A 5,029-nucleotide genomic window follows, 5' to 3' on the forward strand; every position below is an offset into this window, starting at 1 on the left:
ATCTCCGGATGCCGCAAAGGCGAGATATCAACAAGTCTCGTTTGTCGACAGTCCCGAACTGCGATCCGGAACGGGGTCAATGGATGAGGATGCCGACCTCGAATTCTCGGCGACCGACTCAGGATTGAAGTATCGGATTCTACGCAGGTCCGACGGAGTGAAACCGACTGCCGACGACACCGTGACCGTCCACTATCGTGGCTGGCTCAACAGTGGCAAAGTGTTTGACAGCTCCTACGAGCGAGGCAAACCAACCACCTTTCCGTTGCAAAATGTCATCGCCGGTTGGACCGAAGGCATGCAGCTCGTTGGCGAAGGCGGGATGATCGAACTGTGGGTGCCATCGAAGCTCGGCTACGGCGAACGCGGTTCCCCAGGCTCCATTCCTCCTCACTCGCACCTGCACTTCATCGTCGAACTCGTCGACGTCGACTAATGCTGCAGCACAGCCAAGCATTCGCGTCGTAAGAAAATCCTCGGCCTAAAGTCCGAGGCTACCGAAATATGTTGCTCCGCGACAGCAAATAGCGCAACTTCAAAACGCGTCAGCGGCCGGGCCCCTCGCCGCTCCGCTAAGAAAAACACCCGTCTACTGCAAAAGTAGGTAGCATTGGGGAATCACTCACCGCTGCCAAGTTTTAGCCTCGGTTCTCATCAGGCGAGGAGATCCCGAAAAAGTTCATCCAACCCTCGCGTCAACGACCGCTCAACCTTCTCGACCACGTTGGCCGCCGTGTCTCTACATGTTGGACTTCAGCGTTTCGATCGCTTGACGGTCCTCGGCATGCAGCTTCTCGAGTGGCACTCGAGTCTCGGTGCCGTCCGTACGTCGCAGAACGACGTTCTGACCATCGCTAGAAACGAACTCAGCCCGCACCGAATACTTGCCATCGGCGCTTCGCCAAGTCCGCATCTCGCGACCGGAATCCGGCAAGGTCGGTGCCATCTGAACCGCTGCCTTATTCGGCAACAATCTTTCCGGCGGAGGCCCCGCGATCGTGAACGCTGCCCACAGCCGTGGTGAAGGCCGATACCCGGCATCGGTGAACTTTTTGATGATTGCCAGTTGGGCCAGACGCAGCGCCGACGATGCCTCATGACCCGACGCGTAGTGTTTAAAAAACTCCGTCATCATTTCCGCAGTGATCTTGTCGGGGATCGACCACAGCGTTGCGGCAACGTTGCGTGCACCAGCCAACTGGAATGCAAGCCTCAGCCCGGCCACGCCTTCGCCATCCTGGATGGTGCCCAATCCAGTTTGACAAGCACTCAGGACGACCAACTCCGTGCCTCGATAGTCAGTAGCCAACACTTCCAATCCTGTCAGCACGCCGTCACCGGTTCCTTCGATCGCGGTGTTGGCGTTTCGAAATGCCAACCCACAGGTCGCCAGAGGATGCTGGTTGAGTCGAGGTTCAGAAAATCCGTGCGTACTGAACACCGCCACCTGAGGACGCTTGGCTGCTTTAACGACAGCCTCTTCCGCTTCGGCACCAAGGTAAACCTTGGGCTCATTGCCCGCCAATTCACGCAGATAGGGCAGCACGCTACGAGCTTCCTCGGCGGTTCCCGGAAGCGCCACAAACGGCCCCGATTCCGTGCCGCCGTCTTGCCCGTTTCCATCGTCATTGGCGGCTCCATAGTCCGGGGCGGCTACGATCATCGGCGGCGATTGGTGATCCAGTGAAGCAAGGGGCAACAAATCACGACCGCTCTGCAAATACCGCACTTCATGGCTCTGGACCAGGAAACCTTTCTCCTTGCCTGGAAACGCAGCCCAGGGAGCGGTCCACAGCCGGTGATCGGGCGAGATCAACCACTTCTTCTTCTCCCACACATCGGCCGGCAGCGGTTCCGTCAAATACGTTGACATCTCCTGCAGACATCTTGCGATTTCAGCTTCGGGATGATTGGAGATGATCTGTCCACGCAAAATCTCGTGAAAATGCGCTAACGGACGCGACAACGTTTCCCATTGTTGGCAGAGGACGATCATTCGCACTTCGCCCTGACCCGCCGGAGGAATGATCCAGGCAATCACCTTGGGATCTCCCGAATCGATTCCGATCCGCGAGACACGACCAAAGTTCTCGGTCACGCGATCTTTAAGTCTGCCGAGCGGTGTGGTCACCGTCAGCTCGATCAAGACCGAATCCTCAGGAATTCTTTGCCGGACATCGTCCAGGTCGGTCCACGGTTCCTGTCGCAATTCGGTCCACCCCGCCTGACCAAGCTGCCAAGAGAGTTCGGATTCACGCTTGCGAAGTTGTGCAAGTTCGCTGCGTTCTTCGCTTTTCCTATTCAAGCCGATATCGGGCGTTTGCGCTACCACTAAGCTAACCGACGAAATCCGATTTCTTGTCTCAGCCAATTCGCTCGCGATCGACCGCACCGCTGGATCCTGCGTCGACGCGACAGTCCGTGCTCGTTCGGCCAGCACCCGAGTTGCCGCTCCTTTCGCATTCAAGATCCAGCCAGCCGAGATCGTGGCCGCGTCGGGATGTTCCTGCAGTCGCACTGCCATCGCGAACGCCGCAAGCAGCGACGGCCGAAAATGTTCCTTCAAAAAGTCGCCCTGCTCCTGCTCGGACAACAGCGGTAGTAATCGGGCGACGTGATCACGCAGCGTCCGTTGGTTCCGATCCATCAGCGCGAGCGCTTCGCTCGGCCGGCCAAGCCGCTCGTACAACTGAGCAAGCTGCAGTGCTGCTTGCGCAGTGTCGGGGTGGTTCGCGCCCAAGTGAAGCTCGTGGGCGGCCAGCTGTTCGACCAGAATCGGTTCGAGCACCTCCCACCGATCCGCCTGCTTTACAAACTCTGCGACTTGATCGTAAAGTCCGCGTGCCCTCGAGGACAACGTCCCTTCCTCGGTTTTGACGCGTGTCCAGGCCTGAATCAGCAACTCGATCGCCTCCGACGCGACCTCCGGATCGTCGCGATCAAATATCAGCTCGGCAAGTATGATGTTGTTCGATACGTCAAACGGCTTACCATCGGCACGGCGTCGATCCACGACGCGTCGAAGTGCCTTCGCTGCTGCGGCTTGATCGCCCAAATCGCGATAGGTCCAAGAAGTCTGCTTGACCAGATACTCCCAACGCGAATCGAATCGATTGCCGGCTTCGGCCATCTCAGCCGCTTTGATAAACAGTGGAAGTGCTTTCTCGGGTTGCCTTAGACCGTTTCGATAAGCTTGCCCGCACTGTCCAATCAGCAGCTGATGCCGTTTTGGTGCCCGTTGCAAACGACGTCGTCCCGCGGCCAGCAACGCTTCGATCTCCTGCTCGGCCTGTTTCACGGCTCCTTGTTCCTTCAAATCATTGACCTTGTAGGTGATCCCTTTGATCTCTTCCAGGAACAGTTCTTCGCGGGTTTTCTTTTCCACCTTTGGTTGCTCAGGCACATACCGACGTTCAAGTCCCGAGTCGGATGCAGTCAATTTTTGCTCGAACTGATCATCGACTTTCCAGATTTGTGACAGGCGGCCAAATTCCAGCCGAACCATTAAATACCGTCGGTCCGGCGACAAGCGAAGGTCGTCAACAAAACCAACTTTTTCGCGACTGAGGGCTTCCCGCACCTGCGGACCGAAGGGCAGGTATTTCACTTCGTCCGGATCCGAGAGCCGCCGTACTTGCACCGCATCGATCGACTCATCGCCATAGCTGTTGATTGTGTACAGCCGGTCGTTGTCGGGATCGGTCTCCATCGAATAGTGATTTTTCAGATACAATCCTCGTCGCCCCGACCGCATATCAAAGCTGGCCGCGCCCCCTTCCCCGGCATGGATATGATGCGTCCCGTAAACCTTCTCTCCTTGCCGATCGGTCGCTAGATACCACAGCAACCGATGCTCTACCGGAACCGTGACCGGCGATTTACTATCCAAATCCCAACGTCGTGTCATCTCACCGCAGCTCGAAAGAAAGTATTTTCCTTCGTCGTCAAACGCAGCGTTAACAATGTCGGTGGGGTGGTCCGGAATCTGCCCGGCCGGTTCACCGCTTGGTAGCTGCCACAGCGTAATCTCACGTTCCCGGCACAACGCCAAGGTTGCTCCACTCGGGGCAATGACCGGAAATGCCCGCCCATATTTCACCGGCCATGACCGCACCAACGATTGCGTATCCAGATCGAAAAGTTTCGCCGATTCCCTTTCACAGATGACCAGATAGCGTCCGTCGGGCGAACAGGCTGATTTCTGCGAGACAAAGTCTGCCGAATACGGCAGTCGGCTGATCTCTCGTCCGCTTGTCAGATCAAAAACGACAAACGCCGTAATGCGAGCGGCCAATGCACGCCTCGACGGGTTCGGTGCGAATTCGCAAGCGATCACCCGATTGTTATTCGCTAGATGAATCGCAACAGGGCCGGTTTCGTGATACGTCTCGATGCTTCCCTTGCTCGCATCGATCCGAAAGGAGGCATCGATCGACTGGGCCTGAACCGCAAAATTTCCCGCAGTGCAAATTAGCAATGCGGCCATCAAGAATCTGGCATACTGCCAACGGAACATCGTCTACCCCTTTTCCATGGTTCTGCGAAAACCGCTTAGACGCGGGCAGTGGGAATTGGTTCCCACGATTTCGCCTCAACAATACGTCATCGTGGCGCAGCCGTCCAGCATCTCAGCTCGGGTTACACTGTGAAGCATTTCGTAGTGGAACTCGTCAAGAGTGTCGGGGCAAACATTAATCAAACGAACGTCTTGGAGACTTCCGCTGCACCAAAATGAATGACAATACCTAGTTTGGGGTGGCGACCGTGCAGCCGAAGATGTGATCGCAATCACGCAGCCAACCCCAATGCGCTCGCCCTGTTCTGCATCGGCACTCCAATTGCAGCAGATGGAGCCTCGATTCTCACGCGGAAGCTAGCGAACGATCAGTCACGAAGTGACGACAAGCTAAAGCCACGGACGTGAGTCCGTGGAAGAGGACGCACCCCGGCGCACAAAGTCGCGAAGCGACGGCAGGTGTTGCGGCCACAGTGCAACGTACCTAAGTTGCAGCGAAACGGTTAAAAGATG

General features: G+C 56.7%; 2 protein-coding genes. One reads left to right on the forward strand and one right to left on the reverse strand.

All coding sequences use genetic code 11. The features are described 5' to 3' along the window. Window positions 1-436 (forward strand): FKBP-type peptidyl-prolyl cis-trans isomerase (locus ABX962_RS29865; protein WP_372725010.1); only part of this gene is annotated, 436 nt, incomplete at its 5' end. Window positions 437-739: 303 nt separating this feature from the next. Here ABX962_RS29865 and ABX962_RS29870 read toward each other — a convergent pair. Further along, the gene (locus ABX962_RS29870) at window positions 740-4,486 is read right to left on the reverse strand and encodes a CHAT domain-containing protein (protein WP_372725012.1); all 3,747 of its coding nucleotides are present in this window, start codon (window positions 4,484-4,486) and stop codon (window positions 740-742) included. Window positions 4,487-5,029: the final 543 nt, after the last annotated feature.

This window comes from Novipirellula sp. (assembly GCF_041583735.1).
Classification (GTDB): domain Bacteria; phylum Planctomycetota; class Planctomycetia; order Pirellulales; family Pirellulaceae; genus Novipirellula.

What these genes read in the sequence shown, in the direction of transcription:
- ABX962_RS29870 (WP_372725012.1), bottom strand. Translation starts at nt 4,486, where the DNA reads ATGGCCGCATTGCTAATTTGCACTGCGGGAAATTTTGCGGTTCAGGCC.